The sequence below is a fragment of the Curtobacterium sp. MCLR17_007 genome, assembly GCF_003234655.2.
GTDB lineage: Bacteria > Actinomycetota > Actinomycetes > Actinomycetales > Microbacteriaceae > Curtobacterium.
In genome coordinates, this window is record NZ_CP126271.1 from 3,427,614 (window position 1) to 3,447,689 (window position 20,076).

Annotated in this window: 20 protein-coding genes; 4 read left to right on the forward strand and 16 right to left on the reverse strand. The window is 71.8% G+C overall.

Translation table 11 applies throughout. The features are described 5' to 3' along the window. Positions 1-15 precede the first annotated feature (15 nt). Positions 16-312, reverse strand: a complete 297-nt coding sequence (groES, locus tag DEJ13_RS16145) for a co-chaperone GroES (protein ID WP_056121496.1) — start codon at positions 310-312, stop codon at positions 16-18. 147 nt (positions 313-459) lie between these two features. Between groES and DEJ13_RS16150 the strand changes: the two genes are divergently transcribed. Further along, positions 460-1,665 (forward strand): class I SAM-dependent methyltransferase, encoded by a 1,206-nt coding sequence (locus DEJ13_RS16150; RefSeq protein WP_111105925.1) that lies wholly within the window; start codon positions 460-462, stop codon positions 1,663-1,665. An 18-nt stretch (positions 1,666-1,683) separates the two neighbouring features. Here DEJ13_RS16150 and DEJ13_RS16155 read toward each other — a convergent pair whose 3' ends face one another. From DEJ13_RS16155 to tsaB, 4 genes are all read right to left on the reverse strand, one after another. Further along, complete coding sequence (locus tag DEJ13_RS16155) at positions 1,684-2,427, reverse strand: DUF4190 domain-containing protein (protein WP_111105926.1); 744 nt, start codon at positions 2,425-2,427, stop codon at positions 1,684-1,686. Positions 2,428-2,495: 68 nt separating this feature from the next. Next, a complete protein-coding gene (gene tsaD, locus DEJ13_RS16160; protein ID WP_056121490.1) occupies positions 2,496-3,545 on the reverse strand; it encodes a tRNA (adenosine(37)-N6)-threonylcarbamoyltransferase complex transferase subunit TsaD in 1,050 nt (349 codons plus the stop codon). Further along, positions 3,538-4,065, reverse strand: a complete 528-nt coding sequence (gene rimI, locus DEJ13_RS16165; protein WP_111105927.1) for a ribosomal protein S18-alanine N-acetyltransferase — start codon at positions 4,063-4,065, stop codon at positions 3,538-3,540. Before rimI ends, tsaD begins: the two co-directional genes overlap by 8 nt. Next, a complete protein-coding gene (tsaB, locus tag DEJ13_RS16170; RefSeq protein WP_111105928.1) occupies positions 4,062-4,685 on the reverse strand; it encodes a tRNA (adenosine(37)-N6)-threonylcarbamoyltransferase complex dimerization subunit type 1 TsaB in 624 nt (207 codons plus the stop codon). The genes rimI and tsaB overlap by 4 nt, the downstream gene beginning before the upstream one ends. A gap of 231 nt (positions 4,686-4,916) precedes the next feature. Here tsaB and DEJ13_RS16175 point away from each other — a divergent pair, with 231 nt between their 5' ends. After that, positions 4,917-5,654 carry a glycoside hydrolase family 16 protein gene (locus DEJ13_RS16175; RefSeq protein WP_111105929.1) on the forward strand — a complete coding sequence of 246 codons (738 nt, stop codon included), beginning with the start codon at positions 4,917-4,919 and terminating at the stop codon, positions 5,652-5,654. Between the two features lie 60 nt (positions 5,655-5,714). Here the strand turns inward: DEJ13_RS16175 and tsaE are convergent, their stop codons facing one another. The 5 genes from tsaE to glmS all read right to left on the reverse strand — a co-directional run bounded on the left by tsaE (position 5,715) and on the right by glmS (position 10,781). After that, entirely contained in the window at positions 5,715-6,173 is a 459-nt protein-coding gene (tsaE, locus tag DEJ13_RS16180) for a tRNA (adenosine(37)-N6)-threonylcarbamoyltransferase complex ATPase subunit type 1 TsaE (protein ID WP_111106170.1), read from the reverse strand. Between the two features lie 38 nt (positions 6,174-6,211). After that, positions 6,212-7,375, reverse strand: coding sequence for an alanine racemase (alr, locus tag DEJ13_RS16185; RefSeq protein ID WP_181436935.1), 1,164 nt, complete (start codon positions 7,373-7,375; stop codon positions 6,212-6,214). Further along, entirely contained in the window at positions 7,372-8,475 is a 1,104-nt protein-coding gene (gene alr / locus DEJ13_RS16190) for an alanine racemase (RefSeq protein ID WP_111105931.1), read from the reverse strand. The genes alr (DEJ13_RS16185) and alr (DEJ13_RS16190) overlap by 4 nt, the downstream gene beginning before the upstream one ends. A gap of 70 nt (positions 8,476-8,545) precedes the next feature. Next, positions 8,546-8,926, reverse strand: coding sequence for a holo-ACP synthase (locus DEJ13_RS16195; protein WP_111105932.1), 381 nt, complete (start codon positions 8,924-8,926; stop codon positions 8,546-8,548). 7 nt (positions 8,927-8,933) lie between these two features. Beyond that, entirely contained in the window at positions 8,934-10,781 is a 1,848-nt protein-coding gene (glmS, locus tag DEJ13_RS16200) for a glutamine--fructose-6-phosphate transaminase (isomerizing) (RefSeq protein WP_111105933.1), read from the reverse strand. 71 nt (positions 10,782-10,852) lie between these two features. Here glmS and DEJ13_RS16205 point away from each other — a divergent pair, with 71 nt between their 5' ends. Both DEJ13_RS16205 and coaA read left to right on the forward strand, forming a co-directional pair. Then, positions 10,853-11,338, forward strand: a complete 486-nt coding sequence (locus DEJ13_RS16205; protein WP_056121478.1) for a glutathione peroxidase — start codon at positions 10,853-10,855, stop codon at positions 11,336-11,338. A 163-nt stretch (positions 11,339-11,501) separates the two neighbouring features. Continuing rightward, complete coding sequence (gene coaA / locus DEJ13_RS16210) at positions 11,502-12,446, forward strand: type I pantothenate kinase (protein WP_111105934.1); 945 nt, start codon at positions 11,502-11,504, stop codon at positions 12,444-12,446. Between the two features lie 206 nt (positions 12,447-12,652). Here the strand turns inward: coaA and glmM are convergent, their stop codons facing one another. The 6 genes from glmM to DEJ13_RS16240 all read right to left on the reverse strand — a co-directional run bounded on the left by glmM (position 12,653) and on the right by DEJ13_RS16240 (position 20,065). After that, complete coding sequence (gene glmM, locus DEJ13_RS16215; protein WP_111105935.1) at positions 12,653-14,026, reverse strand: phosphoglucosamine mutase; 1,374 nt, start codon at positions 14,024-14,026, stop codon at positions 12,653-12,655. A gap of 22 nt (positions 14,027-14,048) precedes the next feature. Next, entirely contained in the window at positions 14,049-14,534 is a 486-nt protein-coding gene (rpsI, locus tag DEJ13_RS16220; protein WP_056121472.1) for a 30S ribosomal protein S9, read from the reverse strand. 38 nt (positions 14,535-14,572) lie between these two features. Beyond that, a complete protein-coding gene (gene rplM / locus DEJ13_RS16225; protein ID WP_056121470.1) occupies positions 14,573-15,019 on the reverse strand; it encodes a 50S ribosomal protein L13 in 447 nt (148 codons plus the stop codon). A 239-nt stretch (positions 15,020-15,258) separates the two neighbouring features. Beyond that, positions 15,259-18,309, reverse strand: a complete 3,051-nt coding sequence (locus DEJ13_RS16230) for an ExeM/NucH family extracellular endonuclease (protein WP_111105936.1) — start codon at positions 18,307-18,309, stop codon at positions 15,259-15,261. 110 nt (positions 18,310-18,419) lie between these two features. Continuing rightward, on the reverse strand, positions 18,420-19,166 hold the full coding sequence (locus tag DEJ13_RS16235; protein ID WP_111105937.1) for an MBL fold metallo-hydrolase: 747 nt from the start codon (positions 19,164-19,166) through the stop codon (positions 18,420-18,422). Next, the gene (locus tag DEJ13_RS16240) at positions 19,163-20,065 is read right to left on the reverse strand and encodes a tRNA pseudouridine synthase A (protein WP_258374011.1); all 903 of its coding nucleotides are present in this window, start codon (positions 20,063-20,065) and stop codon (positions 19,163-19,165) included. Before DEJ13_RS16240 ends, DEJ13_RS16235 begins: the two co-directional genes overlap by 4 nt. Between the last annotated feature and the right edge of the window lie 11 nt (positions 20,066-20,076).

The window sequence follows — 20,076 nt, forward strand, 5'->3', positions numbered from 1 at the left end:
CGAGTGGAGCTGGGGTCAGTGCTCGATGACCGCGAGGACGTCGCGCGCGGACAGGACCAGCAGGTCCTCGCCCGAGTACTTGACCTCGGTGCCGCCGTACTTCGAGTAGATGACCTTGTCGCCGACGGCGACGTCGAGCGGCACGCGGTTGCCGTTGTCGTCGATGCGACCCGGACCCACGGCCACGACCTCGCCCTCCTGCGGCTTCTCCTTCGCGGTGTCCGGGATGACGAGACCGGACGCGGTGGTCTGCTCCGCCTCGACCTGACGGATGACGATGCGATCTTCGAGCGGCTTGATGGTGACGGCCACGGTGACCTCTTCTTTCTCGGTACTGACTCGGTACAGATGAAAACCGGTTGGCACTAGACACACGAGAGTGCCAGGTCCAACTGTAGGGGGCTGCTGGCACTCGGTCAATCCGAGTGCCAGAGCTCCTGGTGATGGAAGGATCGTCTCATGGACGCCACGGAACTCGCTCAGCTGCTGACGCCGGACGGCATGGCGCTGCTCGACCGGACGCCGGCCGTGTCCGACGGCGGCGAGATCGTGCGGGTCGTCGCTCGGCTGCGCCGTGAGGGGCACGACCCCGCGCTGGTCGCGGCGGTCCTGACCCAGGCGAAGCTGCGGCAGAAGGCCCGGGGCAAGTTCGGTGACTTCGCGAGCCGGATGCTCTTCACCGAGGCCGGCCTCGAGCAGGCGACCCGGCTCGCCGTCGCCGCACAGCACGCCGGCCGCTTCGCCGCCGCGGGGCTGCGTCGCGTGGCCGACCTGGGGTGCGGCATCGGCGGGGACGCGATGGCGATGGCCGCGCTCGACCTCGCCGTGACGGCAGTCGACCGCGACGAGGTCACCGCGGCGGTCGCGACGCACAACCTGGCACTCTGGCCCGACGCCCGGGTCGAGCTCGGCGACGCAGCGGCGTTCGACCTGTCCCGCGTCGACGGGGTCTGGATGGACCCCGCGCGTCGGACGTCCGGCCACAGCGACACCCGACGGCTGGCGGACCCGGACGACTGGTCGCCGTCACTCGACACCGTCTTCGCAGCCGCCACGAGGACACCGACCGGCGTGAAGCTCGGTCCGGGCGTCGATCGCGACCTCATCCCCGACACCGCCGAGGCGCAGTGGACCTCGGTCGACCGCGAGGTCGTCGAGCTCGCGCTCTGGTTCGGCCCGCTCGCACGGCCCGGCATCCGTCGCGCCGCGACCGTCATCGGCTCCCACGGCATCGCGGAGCTGACGAGCGATGCTGACTCCGAGGACGTCGAGGTCGGCTCGATCGGCGACTACCTGTACGAGCCGGACGGGGCGGTCATCCGAGCACGTCTGATCGGGGACCTGGCGCGTTCGTTCGACGGCCGCATGCTCTCGGACGGGATCGCCTACGTCACCGCCGACCGTCCCGTGACGACGCCGTTCGCGCAGGGCTTCCGGGTCCTCGACACGTTGCCGCTCGACGTCAAGCAGCTGAGCGCACGCCTGGCAGCCGACGGTGTCGGCACGGTGGAGATCAAGAAGCGCGGGGTCGACGTGGACCCCGCGCAGTTCCGCAAGCGGTTGCGGCTGCGTGGCGGCAGTCGCCAGGCGACGCTGGTGCTCACCCGACTGGAGGGCCGCCACACCGCCGTCCTGTGTGAACGGCTCCCTCAGGCGGTCGTCTGAGGCGCGGGGCGCCGCGGGTCAGCCGACGAGGGCGCCGGTGCCCGACCCGGTCCCGGTGCCGTAGTCCGAGTAGTCGTTGGCGTGGGCGCCGATCCAGAACAGGAACGCCACCCAGAGGATCCAGACGCCGAGCATCACCCATCCGGCGATGATGCCGGTCAGCGCCAGGCCGCGGCCCTGCTCGCCGTTGTGCTTGAGCCTGCCGAGGGCCACGTGCCCGAGGATCGCACCGGCCGGGCCGAGCAGCACCGCCATGAAGAACAACGGGATCGCGCCGAGGCCGAACACGATCGACAGGATGGCGAGGATGTTCGTCTTCGGCCGCTGCGCGTAGGGCTGGTACCCGCCGGCGGCGTAGGGGTTGTACTGGCCCTGCTGGCCCTGCTGGCCCTGCTGGCCCTGCTGCTGGGCGTAGGGGTTCTGCTGGCCCTGCTGCTGGGCGTAGGGGTTCTGCTGGGCGTACGGGTTCTGCGGAGCGCCGTACTGGGGCTGCTGCGACTGGCCGTACGGCTGCTGGCCGTACTGCTGGCCGGAGGGCTGCTGGCCGTACTGCTGGCCGGAGGGCTGCTGGCCGTACTGCGGCGTCTGTCCGGCCTGCTGGCCGTACTGCGGCGGCTGCTGGCCGTACTGCGGCGGCTGCGGAGTGTCCTGGCCGTACCCGTTCGGCTCGGCGGCGGACCCGGGCGCGGGAGCCGATGCGTCCGGCCGCTGCCCGTCCGACTGCTGCTCGCCCGGCTTCGGCCACTGGTTCTGATCGGACACGTTGCACCCCTCCCGACAGCCCGTGCGGCCATCGACAGCGATCCTCCCACACGCCGTGGACGGCGGTTTCAGACCTGGACGGTCGTCACCGGCAGGGTGGAGTCCGCCGCGATGCCCAGGTCGCTCGGCGCGTGCCCCTCCGCGACCAGGCGGGCCCCGACGGCCGCGATCATCGCGCCGTTGTCGGTGCAGAGGTCGAGCGGTGGGATCCGGAGCGCGATCCCAGCGGCCGCACAGCGCTCGGCGGCGACGGCACGCAACCGCGCGTTCGCCACGACGCCGCCGCCGAGCAGCAGCCGGTGGACTCCGGTGTCACGACAGGCGTTGAGCGCCTTCGTGAGCAGGACGTCCACGACCGCCTCGCGGAACGACGCGGCCACGTCGGCCACGGGGACCTCGCGCCCCTCGTCGCGGCAGCGTTCCACCCAGCGGGCGACCGAGGTCTTGAGGCCGGAGAACGAGAAGTCGTACCGGTGCGCCGCCATGTCCTTGGGCAGCGTCAGCCCGCGGGGGAAGCGGATCGCCGTGGGGTCGCCGTCCGACGCGGCCCGGTCGATCTGCGGGCCGCCGGGGTAGGGCAGTCCGAGCAGCCGAGCGACCTTGTCGAAGGCCTCGCCCGCGGCGTCGTCGATCGTCTCGCCGAGCAGTTCGACGTCCCCGACCAGGTCCCGCACGAGCAGCAGCGACGTGTGGCCGCCGGACACGAGCAGCGCGACCGTCGGCAGCTCGATGCTGCTGCCGTCGGCGCGCAGGACGTCGGCCCCGACGTGGCCGACCAGGTGGTTCACGCCGTACAGCGGCTTGCCCGTGGCCACGGCGAGCGCCTTCGCGGCACCGACACCGACCATCAGGGCGCCGGCGAGTCCCGGACCGGCGGTGACGGCGACCGCGTCGAGCTCGTCGAGCGTCACGCCGGCCTCGGCCAGCGCCTGCGTCAGCGTCGGCGTCATCGCCTCGAGGTGCGCGCGTGCTGCCACCTCGGGCACGACCCCGCCGTAGCGGGCGTGCTCCTCCATGCTCGAGGCGATGACGTTGGCGAGCAGGGTGGTGCCGCGGACGATCCCGATGCCGGTCTCGTCGCAGGAGGTCTCGATGCCGAGCACCAGGGGTTCACGCATCGAGGGTCTCCTGTCCGACGGGTCCGGGGCCGCTCGGGTGTTCCGGGGCGAGCGCGGCACGCATCACCCACGCGTCGACCCCGTCCGGCTGGTAGTAGCGCGGACGGGTCGCGATGTGCACGAACCCGAAGCCGGTGTACATGGTCTGGGCCACCGGGTTGTCGGCCCGGACCTCGAGGAAGACCTCGTGCACGCGGCGTCGACGGGCCTCGTCGAGCAGCTCGGTGAACAGGGCGCGCCCGATGCCGGCACCCCGGTGCTCGGCCGCGACGGCGATGGTCTGCACGTCGGCGACGGGGTTGCCCGGCAGCGACGACAGCCCGGCGTACCCGACGACCGTCGGCGCCGACCCGTCGGTCGTCTCGACCACCACGTAGAAGCCGTGCGGGGAGTACAGCTCGCCCGACATCTGCGAGGCCGACCAGGCGTCGGTCGGGAACGCGGCGTGCTCGAGCCACATCACGTCGTCCAGGTCCTGCGGATGGGCGCGCCGCAGGCGCAGCCCGTCCGGCAGTGTCACCGAGCCACCCGCTTGGGTGCGCCCGGCATCGTGACGTCGGGGTCGCGGAGGTACAGGGGGGTGTCCTCGGCGAAGGGACTGCCGGAGGCGAGCCGGTCCGCGGCGAGCTGGCCGAGCCTCCCGCCCGGCACGGTGACGGCGGTGACCCGCCGGAACCCACTGGAGGCCCCCAGCACGTCGTCCAGGTCGGCCGGCCTGGCGAGACCGGGACCCGCGGTGCGCGTGCCGGCCAGGTCGTGGACGCTGAAGTACACCTCGCGGCGGCGGGCGTCCGTCAGGACGACGAACGGGGCACCGTCGCCGGATGCGACGACGTCGGCCGCGACGGCGTCGTGGCTGACGAGCGGGTGCACGGGGACTCCCCGTGCGGCGGCGAACGTGCGTGCTGCCGCGATGCCGACCCGCAGCCCCGTGAACGGTCCGGGTCCCATGCCGGCGACGACGCCCGTGACGTCGGTGGCCGTGATGCCGGCGTCGGTCAGGACGTCCCGCAGGAAGGGGCCGATCACCTCGGCGTGGCGACGGGAGTCGTCGGTCGACCGTTCGGCGAGGACGCGGTGCGTCGTGGGGTCGACCACGGCCACGGAGGTCCCGGCGGAGGTGTCGATCGCGAGCAGCACCCGTCCATCGTAGGCGCGCGTCGCGAGGCCGACCGCTGCCGGCCGGACGTCGGGTCCGACGTGCCGGGACCCGTCTTCCCCGCGAGGGGTACGGCGACCGGCCGATCGCGGACAGACCAGGGGGTTCGCCCACGTACTGGGGGCAAGTCGCTGCTGTCGGATGGCCCGTGCCGACCGAGAGGACCCCGTGCAGGCTCGTCGGGACGTCTGCACCCAAGGGAGTGACACACGATGCAGGAACGCACCACGAAGGCGGCTCTCGCGGCCGTCGTCCTCAGCGCAGCGCTCATCGCTGCCCCGCTCGGGACCGCGACCGCGACCGCCGCGACGACGAGCCCGTTCAAGCTCTCGTTCGCGCAGAACTTCACCACCGCGATGCCAGCGAACGGGCCGTTCGCGCAGAAGTACGTCGACTCGTGGCAGCCGTACCCGGACGGGATGGGTGGCGGCATGTACTGGTCGGGCTCGCAGGTCAGCACCCACGACGGGATGATGGACGTGACGCTGGACGGCAAGCGCGGTGCGGCGGGCACCTTCGGGTCGCGGGTCGGCGCGTGGGGTGCCGTCGGCGGCAAGTTCACCGTCCGAGCCCGTGCCACCGGCGGCGACGGCAACGGCGCGGCGTTCATCCTCTGGCCGACCTCGAACGTCTGGTCCGAGGGTGAGATCGACTTCCCGGAGAGCAACTTCGAGGACTCGCCGATGCTGCACCAGCACTCGATGACCCCCGGCAAGGAGGACCTCGCGACGAGCGTCTCGACCCGGGCGTCGTGGCGCGACTGGCACACCTACGCGGTCGAGTGGATCCCGGGCAAGTCGGTCAAGTACTACCTCGACGACAAGCTGCTGACGACCGTCACCCGCGACGTGCCACGGACACCGCACCGCTTCATGTTCCAGGTCGGCAACTGGGGCGCGAAGGGCCACCTCTACATCGACTCGGTGAGCACCTACGCGTACAAGCCCTGACGAGCCCTGGCGCCGGGCGGGGGCGTCGGTCGTCGGTCGTCGGTCGTCGGTCGTCGGGGGCTAGAGCACCACGCCGTCCCAGCGCGGGCCCGAGCCGGTCACCACGACACGGCGGGGTTCGTCGGGGACGTCGTCCGGGTCGAGGTCGTCGACCGCGGGGACGGCGTCGGCACCGGTCGCGCGGGAGATCTCCACGTCGAGGACGCTGTCGCTGATGCCGTCGACCATCCCCCGACCCCACTCCACGACGACGATCGCGCCGTCCCAGTCGAGGTCGAGGTCGTCGAGCTCGACCGGGTCGGACAACCGGTAGGCGTCGACGTGCACGAGGTCCGGGCCGGCCGTCGTCGGATGGGTCCGGGCCAGGACGAACGTCGGGCTCGACACCTGCCCGCGAGCCCCGAGCGCGGCCCCGAGCCCACGGGTCATGGTCGTCTTGCCGGCACCGAGCGGCCCCGTCAGCACGACGAGGTCACCGGCGCGCAGGACCCCGGCGAGCCGGGCACCGAGCTCCCCCATCGCGTCCGTGCTCGCGATCGTGGTGTCGAGCAGGACGCTCACGCGTGGTCCCCGCGCAGGTACTCCCCGACACGCCCCTCGACGGAGTGCCCCTCGTACACCCGCTGCACGCGGGCGCCGATGCGGCAGACGATCTCCTCGCCGATGGTGTCGAGCGCCGAGCCCCACTCGAGCACGGTCATCTCGTCGTGCTCGCCCGTTCCGAACAGCACGACCGTGTCGCCGACCCGCACGTCGTCGTCGCCGACGTCGACCAGGAACTGGTCCATCGCCACACGGCCGGCGACCGGGTACCGCGTGCCGCCGATCGCGACCTCGACGCGGCCCTGCGCGAGCCGCGGCACGCCGTCCGCGTAGCCGACCGGGACCAGGGCGAGCGTCGTCTCGCGGTCGGTCCGGTATGTGTAGTCGTACGAGACGCCCGTCCCGACCGGCACCCGCTTGGTCTTCGCGACCGAGGCCGTCAGGGTCATCACCGGCTCGAGCCCGAGGTCCGCCGCCGAGACGCCGTCCGCGCCCGGGATCCCGAACAGGTTCGCGCCCATCCGGACCATGTCCCTGCGGTACTCCTTGCGCTCGAGGCCCGCGAGCGACGCCGCGACGTGCTCCATCGGCAGGTCGAGCCCGAGGTGCTCGGCGCGTTCCACGGCCTGGTCGAACCGGGACACGGCCGTGGCGTCGTCCTGGTCCGAGGACTCGGCCAGGTGCGTGTAGGCCGCGACGACCTCGATCCGACCTTCGCGCTGCGCATCGCGGGCGAGCTCGACCAGCGCGGGCCAGTCGTCGAGCGACGCACCGTCACGGTGCAGCCCCGTGTCGACGCCGAGGTGCACGCGCGCCGGCCGCTGGTCGACCGCGTCGACGATGCGCTGCAGCTCGGCGACGTTCGAGACGCCGAGGTCGACGGCCGAGTCGATCGCGTCGCGGAAGTCGAGTCCGGGGTCGTGCTGCCACGTGAACAGGTGGACGTCCTCGCCCACACCGATCGCCCGCAACCGGAGCGCGGCGGGCACGGTCAGCACCCCGATCCAGCGGACACCGGCGTCCACCGCGGCGAGCGCGATCGGCTCGAGTCCGTGCCCGTACGCGTCGGCCTTCATGATCGCCATCACCTCGACGGGGTCCATCCAGTCGCGGACCAGGTCGAGGTTGGCGCGGTAGGCGTCCAGGTCGATGACCGCCTGGCGCAGGGGCGCGCTCACGTCGTCCTCCGTTCGATGCTCTGCCCGAGTCGGGCGACCACCTCGTAGTTGATCGTCCCGACCGCGGCGGCCCACTCCTCGACCGCCGGGTCGCCGTTCGCGGGGTCGCCCCACAGCACGACCTCGTCGCCCACGCTGACCTCGGCGTCACCGATGTCGACGTGCATCGCGTTCATCGCGACCCGGCCGACCACCGGGAACCGACGGTCACCGATGCGGACGGAGACGCGGTTGCCGAACGCACGGTCGAACCCGTCGGCGTACCCGAGCCCGATGACGGCCAGTCGTGTGTCGGTCTGGGCACGCCAGGTGTACCCGTAGCTGACGCCGTCACCGGCCGGCACCACGACCGTCCGGAGGACCGAGGCGGTCAGGCGCATCGCGGGGCGCAGGCCGAGGTCGGCGGACGTCCGGTCGGCGAACGGGCTGAGGCCGTACAGCGCGATGCCGACACGGGCCAGGTCACGGCGGGTCTCGGGCAGCGCGATGCCCGCGGCACTGGCAGCCAGGTGCACGACGTCGGGGCGGATGCCGCGCGCGGCCAGTCCGTCGAGTGCCCGCTGCAGCGCGGCGTCCTGGTCGAGGTCGTCGGTGCGCGAGGCGTTCGACAGGTGCGACATCAGCCCCTCGACCCGGGTCCGGGCACCGCTGCGGGCGAGGGCACCGGCGCGGTCGAAGAGCTCGGGCCACTCGGACTCGACGGCACCGTTCCGGCTGAGTCCCGTGTCGACGCAGACGTGCACGGCGGGGACCTCGGCGTCGGCCGCGCTCGAGAGCTGCTCGACGCTCGACACCGCCGGGGTGATGCCGTACTGCGCGGCGCGCCGGAAGTCCTCGTCCGGGGCGTGCAGCCAGGCGAGGATCCGCACGCCCTCGTCGATGCCGGCCTGCCGCAGCGCGATGCCCTCGTCGATGTCGGCGACGCCGAGCCACTCCGCGCCGGCGTCGACGAACGCCCGGGCGGCGTCAGCCGCACCGTGTCCGTACCCGTTCGCCTTGACGACCGCGACGACGCCGGACGGGGCCACCTGGTCGGCGACGGTCGCGTAGTTGGCGATCAGGGCCTCCCTGTCGACCGTGATGCCCGTGAACGCACTCACTTCGCCCTCCCCCCGACGATCAGGGACAGAACCGCCGCCTGGCGATCGACCGTGATGCCCGTGAACGCACTCAAACCCTGTCCCCTGTTCCTTCCAACACCACGAACGCCGTCGCGATCCCACCGTCATGCGAGAGCGACAGGTGCACCGAGGTGACCCCACGCGCTGTCGCGACCTGCTGTGCCTCGGCGTGGAGCGCCAGTGACGGGTTCCGCTGGTCGTCCGAGACGACCTCGAGGTCCTGCCAGCTCAGCCCCGCGCTCGACCCGAACGCCTTGATCAGCGCCTCTTTCGCGGCGAACCGCGCCGCGAGCGAGGCGACCGGGCGCGGCTCGCCGTCCCGCACCTGCTCGGACGGGGTGAACAGACGTGTCCGCATGGCCGGCGTGCGCGTCAGCACCCGCTCGAACCGTTCCAGGTCGACGACGTCGACCCCGATGCCGATGATCACGACGCGACTACTCGACGGTGACCGACTTCGCGAGGTTGCGTGGCTGGTCGACGTCCAGGCCCTTGGCGGCCGCGAGCTCCATGCCGAACATGTGCAGCGGCGCGACGGCGAGCAGCGGCTCGAACAGCGGCGTCGCGAGTGGGATCCGCAGGACCTCGTCGGCGAAGGGCAGCACGGCGGCGTCACCTTCTTCGGCGATGGCGATCACCCGGGCGCCGCGTGCGCGGATCTCCTGGATGTTCGACACGACCTTCGGGTGCAGCGATCGGGCGTCACGGGGCGACGGGACGATCACGAAGACGATCTGCCCCGGCTCGATCAGCGCGATCGGACCGTGCTTCAGCTCGCCGGCCGCGAAGCCCTCGGCGTGGATGTAGGCGAGCTCCTTGAGCTTGAGCGCACCCTCGAGGGCGATGGGGTACCCGACGTGGCGGCCGAGGAACAGCACGCTGCGGGTGTCCGCCATCCACTTCGCCAGCTCGGCGACCCCGGCGGCGTCCTCGATGGTCTGCTGCAGCTTGGCCGGCAGCCCCTCGAGCTCCGTGACCTGCTCGGCGATCTGCTCGGCCGTCATCGTGCCGCGCAGCGTCGCCAGGTGCAGCCCGAGCAGGTACAGCGCGACGCCCTGCGCCAGGAAGGCCTTGGTCGACGCGACGGCGACCTCGGGGCCAGCGTGGGTGTAGATGACCGCGTCGGACTCGCGCGGGATGGTCGCCCCCTGGGTGTTGCAGATCGAGAGGACCTGCGCGCCCTGCTCTCGCGCGTACTTGACGGCCATGAGCGTGTCCATGGTCTCGCCGGACTGGCTGATCGACACCACGAGCGTGTTCTCGTCGAGCACCGGGTCGCGGTACCGGAACTCGTGCGCCAGCTCGACCTCGACCGGCACGCGTGCCCACTGCTCGATGGCGTACTTGCCGAGCATGCCCGCGTACGCCGCAGTGCCGCACGCGATGACGATGACGCGGTCGACGTGCTGCAGGCGCTCGGCGATCGGCTCGAGGTCCGTCAGGGTCACGGCCCCCTCGTGCACGCGGCCGAGGATCGTCTTGGCGACCGCCTCGGGTTCCTCGCTGATCTCCTTCGCCATGAACGAGGACCAGCCGCCCTTGTCGGCGGCCGAGGCGTCCCAGTTGACCTCGAACTCGCTCGGGGTGGCCGGGGTGCCGTCGAAGTGGATGACGTCGACGCCGTCGGGGCGGATCGTGGCGATCTCGTCCTGTCCGATCGACAGCGCGCGCTGCGTGTGGGCGACGAACGCCGCCACGTCCGAGCCCATGAAGTTCTCGCCGTCGCCGAGTCCGACGACGAGGGGCGAGTTGCGACGGGCGCCCACGACGACACCCGGCTGGTCGGCGTGCACGACCAGCAGCGTGAACGCGCCGTCGAGTCGCTGGACGGCCTGCTGCATGGCGGCGGTCAGGTCACCGGTGTCGCGGAACGCGCGGGCGACGAGGTGTGCGGCGACCTCGGAGTCGGTCTCGCTGAGGAACTCGACGCCCTCGGCGACCAGCTCGTCCCGCAGCGAGGAGAAGTTCTCGATGATGCCGTTGTGGATGAGCGCGAGCTTGCCGCCGTCGGCCAGGTGCGGGTGCGCGTTCTCGTCGGTCGGGCCGCCGTGGGTCGCCCAGCGGGTGTGGCCGATGCCGGTGCCGCCGTCGGCGATGGGGTGCGCGTCGAGTTCGTCGACCAGGGCCTGGAGCTTGCCCGCCTTCTTCGCCGAGGTCAGGTCACCGGCGGGGTCGATGACCGCGATGCCGGCCGAGTCGTACCCGCGGTACTCCAGCCGACGCAGACCCCCCAGGAGCACGTCCGTGCTGCTGTTGCTGCCGACGTAGCCCACGATTCCACACATGGCGACGATCCTACGATGCGCCCGGCGCAACGCACTGCGAAGGAGCAGGCCCCGGGGATACCGTGACCCACATGGGACGTTTCGACGAGATCGCCATCACCACGCTGCACGGCGAGCAGACCACCTTCGGCGAGTACGGCGACAAGGCGGTGCTCGTGGTGAACGTCGCGTCGCGCTGCGGGCTCGCGCCGCAGTACGAGCAGCTCGAGGAGCTCCAGAAGACCTACGGACCGCGCGGCTTCACGGTCCTGGGGTTCCCGAGCAACCAGTTCCTGCAGGAGCTCGGTTCATCCGAGGCCATCGACGAGTACTGCTCCACCACGTGGGGCGTAACGTTCCCGATGTCCGAGAAGGTCAAGGTGAACGGCATGGGCGCCCACCCCCTCTACAAGGAGCTCAAGCAGACGCCGGACGCCAGCGGCAAGGCGGGGCGCGTCATCTGGAACTTCGAGAAGTTCCTGGTCGCCCCGGACGGCACCGTCTCCCGCTTCCGCCCGACGACCAAGCCGGACGCCCCCGAGGTCATCGCCGCCATCGAGGCGGCGCTGCCCGCCTGAGCGGTCGCGCCCAGCGCGACCACGGCACCGGACGGGAGGCTCCGGTCACCCGCGCCGGTCGGCGCACGTGATCCTCCCCATCGGGCACGGCCGGCCCGCCGCTGGCGCGTCGGTCCGGAACCGGCCGACGTGGGCCCCGCCTCCCGTCTGTACGCTCGATCCCATGCCGATCCCGGAGACCACCGTCGCGCACCCCACCCCCTTCGTGGAGATCCCGCGCGCGGAGTGGGCGCAGCTCGCACCGAAGGAGCACCTCTCCCTGACCGAGACGGAGATCGTCCAGCTCCGGGGCCTCGGCGACCGGCTCGACATGCAGGAGGTGCAGGAGGTCTACCTCCCGCTCTCCCGGCTCCTGACGCTGTACGCAGCCGGTGCGCGCGACCTGCACGCCGAGACCAGCCGCTTCCTGGGCGAACGGGCGAGCCGGACGCCGTTCGTGATCGGTGTCGCGGGCTCGGTCGCCGTCGGCAAGTCCACCGTGGCGCGACTGCTGCGGGAGCTGACGAAGCGCTGGCCGGACACACCCCGGGTCGAGCTCGTGACCACGGACGGGTTCCTGTACCCGAACGCCGAACTCGAGCGCCGCGGGATCATGGACCGCAAGGGCTTCCCCGAGTCCTACGACCGGCGCTCCCTGCTGCGCTTCGTCAGCCAGGTGAAGAGCGGCGCGACCGAGGTCCGGGCGCCGTTCTACTCGCACCTGGTCTACGACATCGTGCCCGACGCCGAGGTGGTCGTGCGGCAGCCGGACATCCTGATCGTCGAGGGGCTCAACGTGCTCGCGCCGCCGCTGCACGGACGCCTGGCGCTGTCGGACCTGTTCGACTTCACGATCTACGTCGACGCGAAGACCCGCGACATCGAGTCCTGGTACGTCGACCGGTTCCTGGCGCTGCAGGAAGAGGCCTTCGCCAGCCCGGACTCGTTCTTCCACCGGTTCGCGAGCCTGTCCCGCGAGGACGCCGTGCGCACCGCGACCGACGTCTGGCGGGCGATCAACGAGCCGAACCTGGTCGAGAACGTGCTGCCGACGCGCTCCCGGGCGACCCTCGTGCTGAAGAAGGGCGCGAACCACAAGGTGAACTCGGTCCTGCTCCGCAAGATCTAGCGCGCGGGCGGCCGACGCCGTCGCGCGCGCAGCACCGCGGGCGCGCCGGGCCGCAGTGCGGACGGGGCCGCAGTGCGGACGGGGCCGCAGTGCGGACCGGCGGCGCACAACGAAGACCCGTTCGAACCACGGGCAGCCGTGGTTCGAACGGGTTCCGGTTGATCAGGTACGAACGGCACCGCGGGAGCACCGCCAGTGCGCAGTCCCTACGCCGCGTCGAGCGCCAGACGGTCCTCGACGACGGCGGCGAGCTCCTCAGCGATGCGCTGCGCGTCCTCCTGCGAGGCGGCCTCGACCATCACGCGCACGACAGGCTCGGTGCCCGAGGGGCGCAGCAGCACGCGGCCGGTGTCACCGAGCGCTGCCGAGGCGGCAGCGACGGCGTCCTGCACGCCCTGGTCGGCCAGCCCGTGCCGGTCCACGCCCTTGACGTTGAGGAGCACCTGCGGGAACACGGTCATGCACGCGGCGAGCTCTTGCAGGGTCTTGCCCGTCCGGGCCATCTCGGCGACCAGGTGCAGCCCGGTGAGGATGCCGTCGCCGGTGGTCGCGTACTCCTGGAAGATGATGTGGCCGGACTGCTCGCCACCGAGCGAGTAGCCGCCCTCGTTCATCTTCTCGAGCACGTACCGGTCACCGACGCCAGCTTCGACGACGGTGATCCCCGCGTCGGCCATTGCCCGCTTCAGTCCGAGGTTCGACATGATCGTCGCGACGAGCGTGTCGGACACCAGGTGTCCGCGTTCCTGCAACGACAGCGCCAGGATCGCCATGATCTGGTCACCGTCGATCGCGTTGCCCCGGGCGTCGACGGCCAGGCAGCGGTCGGCGTCGCCGTCATGGGCGATCCCGACGTCGGCGCCGGCTTCGAGCACGGCACGAGCCAGGTTGTCGATGTGGGTCGACCCGACACCGTCGTTGATGTTCCAGCCGTCCGGGTCGGCCCCGATCAGGGTGACCCGGGCACCGGCGTTCACGAAGACCTCGGGCGAGACACCCGCGGCGGCCCCGTTGGCACAGTCGAGCACCACGTGGATGCCGTCGAGCCGGTACGGGAGCGTCGCCAGCAGGTGCACGACGTAGCGGTCCTCGGCGTCCGCGAAGCGGGTGATCCGCCCGACGCCGATGCCCGTGGGCGTGGGTGCCGACTGGTCGTGCATCGCCGCTTCGATGCGGTCCTCGACCTCGTCGGGGAGCTTCTTGCCACCCGTGGCGAAGAACTTGATCCCGTTGTCGGGGGCCGGGTTGTGCGACGCGGAGATCATCACGCCGAAGTCGGCGTCGATGTCCGCGACCAGGAACGCGGCGGCGGGGGTGGGGATGACGCCGGCGTCGAGCACGTCGACCCCGGCGGAGGCGAGCCCGGCTGCCACAGCAGCGCCGAGGAACTCGCCAGAGACGCGCGGGTCGCGCGCCAGGACCGCGCGAGGGCGCGGTCGACCGGACGCCCGACGGGCGTCCGCATGGTGTCCGTGCGTGAGCACGGCCGCGCTCGCCTGGGCAAGGCCCAGTGCGAGCGCGGCCGTCAACTCGCCGTTGGCGAGGCCACGAACGCCGTCGGTTCCGAAGAGACGCGGCATTGCGATCGGGTTCGCCGTGCGACTAGCGCTTCGAGAACTGCGACGCCTTGCGGGCCTTCTTGAGACCGGCCTTCTTGCGCTCGATGACGCGGGCGTCACGGGTGAGGAAGCCGGCCTTCTTGAGGGTGGCGCGGTTGTTCTCGCGGTCGATCTCGTTCAGCGTGCGCGCGATGGCCAGGCGGAGCGCGCCGGCCTGGCCCGAGGGGCCGCCACCCGTGATGCGGGCGGTCACGTCGTAGGAGCCGAGGAGCTCGAGCACCTTGAACGGGTCGTTGATGAGCTGCTGGTGCAGCTTGTTCGGGAAGTAGTCCTCGAGCGTGCGGCCGTTCACGACGAACGTGCCGGAGCCCGGGACCAGCCGGACGCGCGCGATTGCTTCCTTGCGGCGGCCGACGGCACCGCCGGAGACGTTGAGGATCTGACGGGGAGCGGCCTCGGCAGCGGCGGGTGCGCTCTCCGTGGTGAAGCTCTCGGGGGTCTGGTCGAGGGAGTCAGCGATCTGAGCCATGAGTTTTCTCTCGTTCTTGGAAGTCGTCGTGGCCGCTGTTACTGCGAGACCTGGTCGAAGATGTACGTCTTGGGCTGCTGCGCGGCGTGGGGGTGCTCGGGACCCGCGTACACCTTGAGCTTCTTGAGCTGCTCGCGGCCCAGCGTGTTCTTCGGGAGCATGCCGCGGATCGCCTTCTCGACGGCGCGGGTCGGGTGCTTCTCGAGCATCTCCGGGTAGGAGGTCGCGGTGAGGCCGCCCGGGTAGCCCGAGTGGCGGTAGTAGACCTTCTTCGCGAGCTTGGAGCCGGTGAGGGCGACCTTGTCCGCGTTCACGATGATGACGAAGTCACCCATGTCCATGTGCTGGGCGAAGGTGGCCTTGTGCTTGCCGCGGAGCAGGGCGGCGACGTGCGAGGCGAGACGGCCGAGGACGACGTCGGTCGCGTCGATGACGATCCAGTCGTGCTGGACGTCTGCCGGCTTCGGTGAGAACGTGCGAGTCACAGGAGTGCTGCTTTCGTGTCGAGGTGAGGAGTCCGTGAATCCCACTCCGGTGAGGTGTTCTGGCGGGCGACACCCGCTGAACGCCCCGGTGGAGGGCTCATCTGACTGTCTGGCGCACAACGGCGCGCAGACCAAGGTGAGAGCCTACCGGACGCCGCTTGCACGGGTCAACCGCAGCGTGCCCCGGGACGGACAGGAGGCCCGGTGCCAGCCGGCACCGAGCCTCCTGTCCGCTGTTGCTACGCGGCGCTGACGCGGCGACGACGCGCGACGAGCACGCCCGTCCCCGCGACGAGCAGCAGCAGCGCGGCGGCGATCCCGCCACCGAGCTCCGCACCCGTGAACGCCAGCTCGCCGGTGGCCGGGTCGATCGTGATGGTCGTCCACCCGATCAGGGACCCGTCGGCCGCGGTCACGGCGAGACGGTGCGGACCGGAGGACGCGTCCGCGGGGATGGTCACCCGGACCGTCCCGTCGGCGGCCACCGTCTCGGTGCCCAACAGCACCGTGTCGGAGAACAGCCAGACCGACACGCGCTCACCGGCGTGTGCGGTGCCGACACCGACGGTGATCGTCTCGCCCGGACGGGCCGACGCCGGCGCCGTCACGCCCCCGCGGTCCGCGTCCGTGAGGGACGACTCCGACGGCGCGACCGGCGCGGGGACCGGCGTCGTCCCGCCCGGCGTCGGGGTCGGGGTCGGCGAGCCACCGTCGCCCGGCGTCCCACCGTCGCCCGGCGTCCCACCGTCGCCCGGCGTCCCACCGTCGGCCAGGTCGAACCCGACCAGGATCGGGTCGTGGTCACTCGCCCGGTACACGTCGTCGGTGTACAGGTCCGTGACGTTGTAGTTGTAGCGGCTGTACTCCAGGCCCACCGACTCGACCGAGTTGATGTTCCAGATGTCCACACCGGTCACGGTCGCGAGGGCAGCAGGCGACGCGAGCACGTGGTCCAGCGACCCGCTCAGGCCGGAGAACACGTACGACCACTCCGACGAGTCCAGCGCCGGACCGAGGTCCGTGTAGCCCGCGTCGCCGAGGACGACCATCGGGTCCTCCTTGCTGTAGGCGTTGAAGTCGCCGAGCATGAACACCTTGTCCGTGCCGTACTGCTGCTGCATCGCGGTGGAGAAGGTCACGAGGGCCTTCGCCTGCCGCACGCGGTCCGCGTTCGAGGCGCCCTGGCCGTCGCCCTGGTCGGCGTTCTCGCCGGTGCCGGAGCCCTTCGACTTGAAGTGGTTCGCGATCACCAGGAACTCGTCGTCCGCGCTGCCGCCGACCGGGCGGAACGCGTCCGCGACGGGCTGCCGTGCGTTCGTGAACGCGGAGTCCAGCAGGATGGTCGACTCGCCGGTGGGCGCGACCCGGGCCGTCTTGTAGATCAGGGCGAGACGGATGACGTCCTCGCTGGCGGGCAGCGTCTTCGGGGACGGAACGTACGCCCAGGTGTCGCTGCCGGTCGCCGCGTTCAACGCGCCGACGAGGGTGGCGACGGCCGCGTCACGGTCCTGCCCGAACTCGCGGGAGTTCTCGATCTCCTCGAGCGAGACCACGTCCGCGCCCAGGCCGTTGATGGCCTTGACGATCTTGACCTGCTGGCGCTCGAGGTCCTCCTGCTCGGCGGCACCGCGGGCGTCGCAGCCCGAGTTCACCGTGACCGGGTCGCCCTCGCGGTCGGTGTAGTACGAGCAGCCGGTCAGCTCGTCACCCGTGGTCGGGAAGTAGTTCAGGACGTTGAAGCCGGCGAGCTTGACGTCACCGCCGACGTCGGCGGGCTTCGCGGTGCGCACGTTCGAGAACGTCGTCGGCAGGTCGGCCTTCGGGGTCGCCCCCGTGATCGGCGACGTGGGCTGGAACTTCCACGCGTTGTTGCGGTAGTCCATGACGACGGGCTTCGTGAAGGTGGCGGCAGCGCCGACCGTGACCGGAGCGTCGTTCGTCAGCCACGAGACCGGGATCGACTGGTTCGCCTTCGACAGGAAGTTCGTGCTGCCGCCGTCGTCGAGCGTGACCTTGCGTGCGGCGTTGTCCGCGGCGACGGCGAGCGCCGCCGGGGTTCCGGGACGCGCGACCTCGGTCGGCTGGACGAGCCGCTTCGTGCCGCTGGCCAGGACGACCTCGCCGTACTGGTTGGTCGTGTAGTTGTCCGCGACCGTGTAGTCGCCCTGCGGTGCGACGAGCATGCTCTCGAGCGACTCGCGCTGGGCGTCGGTGGCGGGGAAGGCGACGGCGGCGGGCTGCGGCGCGGCGACCGTGTCGGCCAGCTTCGTCATGCCGCCGGCGGCCACGGTCAGCTCGGTCAGGCCGGAGTACTCCGACACCGCGCCCGTGAGCTGCACGTGGTCGCCCTCGCGGACGTCACCGGCGGTGGCGGCCGAGTACACGAACACCGCGTCGGACGCCGTGTGCGCGGTCAGGTCGAGGGCGCCCCCGGTGCCGGGGGTCTGCACGGTGTAGCCGTCGAACCCGCCGGTGGCGTAGACCGCGGTGACGACGCCGCTCGTGACGACGTTCCTGCCGACGAACGGCGAGGTGTCCGTCGTGCCCTGGAGCTGCGCGATCGTGACCGCCTCGGCGGGGTCGGTCGGTGCGGGCGTGCCCGGGTCGGTCGGTGTCGTCGGGTCGGTCGGGGCTGCCGTCTCGCCCGCCGAGTTCGTCGGGGTGACCGACGACGACAGCGTGAAGTCCGCCGCGTTGTCGTCGGTGTCCACGGCGCCGGGGGCCCGGACGAGGGCGTCCGGCACGCCGTTGGCGGTGCCGGTCGTCGCGGGCGCGGTCTCGAACGTGTTCGAGGTGCCGTAGCCCAGGACGTCGACGACACCGGTGGTCCCCGCGGACACCGAACCCACGGGCAGCGTCAGCGCCGACGCCTGGTCGGAGAGCACGAGCGTGCCCGACGAACCCGAGGCGTTCAGCGTCGACACCACGTCGGGCGTCGGGAGTGCTGCACCGTTCGTGCCGTTCGAGCCGCCCTGCACCAGGTAGGTGCCGTGCGCCGGGACGGACCCGGTCAGGGGCACGACGGTGGTGGACCCCGCGGAGGCGGCGGCGGCGCGGTACTGCAGCGACCAGCCGTCGACCGCCACGCTGGCGTCGGTCGGGTTGGCGATCTCGACGAACTTGTTCGTGAACGGCTGCTTCGCGCTGCCGCCCTTCAGGTAGGCCTCACCGATGACGAGACCGGTGCCCGCGGTGTCCGCGCTGGCTGTGGTGGCGGTTGCGAGTGGTGCGGCGAGGAGTGTCGCGGCGACCGTGGCGCACAGCAGGGTGCGCCGGACGTTCGTGGGCATGCTGACCTTCTGGTCGGGGGCGGGGAACCCTCAGACCGTACAGACCTGCAGGGTCCTTCAGGTTTCGACCAGGTGAACCATTGCAGACGGCAACATCCGCGGACGGGTCGTCAGGTGCCGACCGGCAGCCACTCCCGACCCACCCGGTGCACCGCGGGACCGTGCCCCGGCAGCACGATCTCGGGGATCGGCAGCGCGCCGGCCGACTCGACCGCCCGGGCCTGGTCGTGCGTGAAGAACGGCGTGATCATCCGCGGGCGGGGGCTCCACGACCCGGGTTGCGTGTCGTGGTGCGAGACGACCGCGTCCCCGGTGACGATGGCGTCGGCGGCCGGCAGCAGGTAGGCCGTGGAACCGTCGGTGTGGCCGGGCGCGGGGAACGGCGTGATCGCGCGTCCCTCGAAGTCGTGACCGGTGAAGGCGCGGGCCGAGGACACGGCGACCGGTCGCAGTGCGTCGGACCGGACGGCCCGCGCCAGCCACCGCAGCACCCGCGGCGACGCGAGCCGCCCGCCGATCCCGGCCGGGGTGACCTGCTGACGCGCCGGCCCGCGGACGTTGTCGAGCTCCGCCGCGTGGGCGAGGACCTCGACGTGCGGGAACAGCTCGAGGATGCCGGGGATGCCGCCGACGTGGTCGACGTGCCCGTGGGTGACGTACACGCGACGGAGGTCCCCGAGGTCGTGGCCGGCGTACCGGACGGTGTCGAGCACGAGCCCGGTGTCGGCCGGGTACCCGGCGTCGATCAGGGCGACACCGTCCTCTTCTGCCAGGACGACCCAGTTCGACACCGGACCCTCGACGAAGACCACACCGGGAGCGACGGAGACGACGGACCGGGGTTCGCGGGAGCTCATCCCCCGACGCTATCCGAGGACCCGGGCTCGGTCCGACGTGCCCGGGTCTGCGCGGCACGTCCGGCGAGCTCGTGGTCGGACGGGTACCCGACCTCGGTCAGCGTCAGCCCCCGTGCGGGTGCGACCTTGAACGCGCTGGTCCGCTCCCCCGCCACGCGGAGTTCCTGCAGTCGGTCGGCGCCGAACCGGCCCTCGCCGACGGCGATGGTCGCCCCGACCATGGCCCGCACCATGGAGTGGCAGAAGGCATCGGCCTGGAGGCTCGCCACCAGCACGCCGTCCGGCTCGCGGTCCCAGCGGAACGCCTGGAGCGTCCGGATCGTCGTCGCACCCTCGCGCGGCTTGCAGAACGCCGCGAAGTCGTGCAGCCCCAGCAGTGTCAGCGCACCGCGCTCCATCGCCGCCGGGTCCAGACGCCCCGGGTACCAGAGCGTGTGCCCGCGACGACGGGGGTCGTGCACGGCGTCGGTGTCCGCGACGCGGTACTCGTAGCGTCGCCAGAGCGGCGAGAACCGGGCGTCGAAGCCGTCCGGAGCGACCGTCGCCCCCGTGACGACGACGTCGCCGTCCGCCCCGGCGATCCCGTTCACGCGCTTGACGAGCCCGTCGAGCGGTCCGCGCTGCGCTCCGTCGGCCGTCGCACGCCGCGGCCGCGCCAGTGCCGCCCACTGCGCGGCGTCGAGGTCGAGGTGCGCGACCTGCCCGGTGGCGTGCACACCCGCGTCGGTGCGGCCCGCGACGGTCAGCTGCGGCGGCTCGCCCCACCGCGTGAACACCGTGGCCAGAGCGGCCTCGAGCGCGCCCTGCACGGTCCGCAGTCCGGGCTGCCTGGCCCACCCGGAGAACGCCGCCCCGTCGTACGCGACGTCCAGCCGGAGCCGCACGGTTCCTCCACTCACACCGCAACGGT

Bases quoted from the DNA above. Each gene is read 5' to 3' on its own strand.
- tsaE (WP_111106170.1), bottom strand. From the start codon at position 6,173: ATGGGGGAGCTCGGTGCCCGGCTCGCCGGGGTCCTGCGCGCCGGTGAC.
- DEJ13_RS16230 (WP_111105936.1), bottom strand. From the start codon at position 18,309: ATGCCCACGAACGTCCGGCGCACCCTGCTGTGCGCCACGGTCGCCGCG.
- DEJ13_RS16235 (WP_111105937.1), bottom strand. From the start codon at position 19,166: ATGAGCTCCCGCGAACCCCGGTCCGTCGTCTCCGTCGCTCCCGGTGTG.
- DEJ13_RS16205 (WP_056121478.1), top strand. From the start codon at position 10,853: ATGGGACGTTTCGACGAGATCGCCATCACCACGCTGCACGGCGAGCAG.
- DEJ13_RS16150 (WP_111105925.1), top strand. From the start codon at position 460: ATGGACGCCACGGAACTCGCTCAGCTGCTGACGCCGGACGGCATGGCG.
- glmM (WP_111105935.1), bottom strand. From the start codon at position 14,026: ATGCCGCGTCTCTTCGGAACCGACGGCGTTCGTGGCCTCGCCAACGGC.
- glmS (WP_111105933.1), bottom strand. From the start codon at position 10,781: ATGTGTGGAATCGTGGGCTACGTCGGCAGCAACAGCAGCACGGACGTG.
- tsaD (WP_056121490.1), bottom strand. From the start codon at position 3,545: ATGCGTGAACCCCTGGTGCTCGGCATCGAGACCTCCTGCGACGAGACC.
- coaA (WP_111105934.1), top strand. From the start codon at position 11,502: ATGCCGATCCCGGAGACCACCGTCGCGCACCCCACCCCCTTCGTGGAG.
- DEJ13_RS16175 (WP_111105929.1), top strand. From the start codon at position 4,917: ATGCAGGAACGCACCACGAAGGCGGCTCTCGCGGCCGTCGTCCTCAGC.
- rpsI (WP_056121472.1), bottom strand. From the start codon at position 14,534: ATGGCTCAGATCGCTGACTCCCTCGACCAGACCCCCGAGAGCTTCACC.